We start from the raw sequence: 2622 nt of genomic DNA, 5'->3' as shown, positions 1-2622 counted from the left end.
CTCGGTGCCGTCCACCGGTCAGCGGCGCCCTGGCCTCCCACGGGCTGGCCCCGCAGTACTCTCGGCGCGATGGGGCTTAGCTTCCGGGTTCGGAACGGGACCGGGCGTGCCCCCCATGCTCTGGCCGCTGACCGGTGGGCGGCGCCCACCGTATCTTCGGTGCCCGGGTGTCTCTCTCACGTGCCCTGGGGGCCGCATGGCGCATAGGGGAGGTGACTCGGGGGCATCCTCGTGCCCGGACCGCGCAAGCGCTGGGTCCCGCGGGCCGCGAGGTGCGGTTCCGGAAGAGCTCGGGCGATTAGTGCGGCTCGGCTGAGGCTGTCGCCAGCCTTGCACCTGCCGTCTATCGACCAGGTAGTCTACCTGGGCCCTTACCGGAAGGAGAACTAATCCCTGGAACGGCTTCCCGCTTAGATGCCTTCAGCGGTTATCCGCGCCGCACGCGGCTACCCGGCCGTGCCGTTGGTCGACAACCGGTTCACCGGAGGTGCGTCCACCCCGGTCCTCTCGTACTGGGGGCAGCCTCCATCGATTCTCCTGCGCCCACGGAGGATAGGGACCGAACTGTCTCACGACGTTCTGAACCCAGCTCGCGTACCGCTTTAAACGGCGAACAGCCGTACCCTTGGGACCTGCTCCAGCCCCAGGATGCGATGAGCCGACATCGAGGTGCCAAACCTTGCCGTCGATGTGGACTCTTGGGCAAGATCAGCCTGTTATCCCCGGAGTACCTTTTATCCGTTGAGCGACGGCCCACCCACTCGGGGCCGCCGGATCACTAGAGCCTGCTTTCGCACCTGCTCGGCTTGTGGGCCTCGCAGTCAAGCCCGCTTGTACTCTTGCATTCAAAAGGACGGTTGCCGACCGTCCCGAGCGGACCTTCGCGCGCCTCCGTTACCCTTTAGGAGGCGACCGCCCCAGTCAAACTGCCCGCCTGGCACGGTCCCCGAGCCGGTTGACGGCCTCGGGTTAGGACGCCGGTCGCGCGAGGGCAGTATTCCAAGGGCGGCTCCCCGGGGGCTGGCGCCTCCGGATCTTCGCCTCCTGCCTATCCTCTACACGCGGGACCAGCGGCCAATGCCAAGCTGCAGTGAAGGTTCACGGGGTCTTTCCGTCCTTCCGCGGGTAAGTCGCATCTTCACGACCAGTGCAATTTCACCGGGTCCATGGTCGAGACAGCGCCCAAGTCGTTGCGCCTTTCGTGCAGGTCGGAACTTACCCGACAAGGAATTTCGCTACCTTAGGACCGTTATAGTTACGGCCGCCGTTTACCGGGGCTTGGCTTCGGGGCTTCGCGCGGTGCGCTAACTCCTCCGCGTGACCTTCCGGCACCGGGCAGGCGTCAGACCCTATACGTCGCCTTGCGGCTTCTGCAGAGTCCTGTGTTTTTGGTAAACAGTCGCTTGGGCCTCTCCACTGCGGCCCGCCTCCGCTCCCGGAGCAAGTCCGTTCACGTACGCGCGGGCACCCCTTCTCCCGAAGTTACGGGGCCATTGTGCCGAGTTCCTTGACCATGGTTGACCCGATCGCCTCGGTATGTTCTACCCACCCACCTGTGTCGGTTTGCGGTACGGGCGCGCACGCGCCTGCCTAGGGGTTTTTCTAGGGACCTCGGGCTCACTCGCTTCGCTTAAGTGCTTCGTCCGGAGCCTCGCCCTCGATGCGGACCGGATTTCCCTGGTCCGCGGGCCGCGCTCCATCACGGGGACGTCCAGAACCCCGCCGAGCCACCCCCATCCGTCGCCCCGTCGGTCGTAGCGCCGCGTGCGCGGTGCAGGAATGTCTGCCTGCTGCGCGTCGGCTACGCCTCCCGGCCTCGCCTTAGCCCCCGACTGACCCTGGGAGGATTAGCCTTGCCCAGGAAACCTCGGGTTCACGGCGGACGAGTTACTCTCTCGTCTCTCGCTACTCATGCCAGCATTCTCACTCCCATGCGCTCCACCGTCGGTCGCCCTCCGGCTTCTCCGCCCATGGGAAGCTCCCCTACCGATTCTGATGAATTAGAATCCCGCCGCTTCGGTGTCCAGCTTAGCCCCGTGTATTGTCGGCGCATGTCCACTCGACCAGTGAGCTGTTACGCACTCTTTGAATGCATGGCTGCTTCTAAGCCAACATCCTGGTTGTCTGGGCGGACGCACATCCTTTGCCACTCGGCTGGAACTTGGGGACCTTAGCGGGCGGTCCGGGCTGTTTCCCTCTCGAGCACACAGCTTAGCCCACATGCTCTGACTGCCGCGCTCTGGGCCGCCGGCATTCGGAGTTCGGTTGGATTCGGTAGGCGGCGAAGCCCCCTCGTCCATCCGGTGCTCTACCTCCGGCGGTGAACGCGCGACGCTAGCCCTAAAGCTATTTCGGGGAGAACGAGATATCTCCGGGTTTGATTGGCCTTTCACCCCTATCCGCAGGTCATCGCCGCCGTTTTCAACCGACGTGCGTTCGGCCCTCCACGGGGTCTTACCCCCGCTTCAGCCTGCCCACGGATAGCTCACCCGGCTTCGCGTCCGCGGCGCGGGACTCAAGTCGCCCTGTTAAGGCTCGCTTTCGCTCCGGCTCCCTTTCGGTTAACCTCGCCCCGCGCCAGCGACTCGCTGGCTCATTCTACAAAAGGCACGCCGTCACACC

2 rRNA genes are annotated in these 2622 nt (G+C 64.8%); both read right to left on the bottom strand.

Annotation, left to right across the window (positions count from 1 at the left end):
• Window positions 1-16: 16 nt before the first annotated feature.
• Window positions 17-132 (bottom strand): 5S ribosomal RNA (gene rrf / locus ACTNBY_RS09250).
• A 145-nt stretch (window positions 133-277) separates the two neighbouring features.
• A 23S ribosomal RNA gene (locus ACTNBY_RS09245) occupies window positions 278-2622 on the bottom strand; the annotation flags it as partial.

Source organism: Collinsella sp. HCP28S3_E12, from assembly GCF_052065595.1.
GTDB lineage: Bacteria > Actinomycetota > Coriobacteriia > Coriobacteriales > Coriobacteriaceae > Collinsella.
Note: the sequence above shows the minus strand (reverse complement) of the source record. Positions and strands in the feature narration are given on the sequence as shown.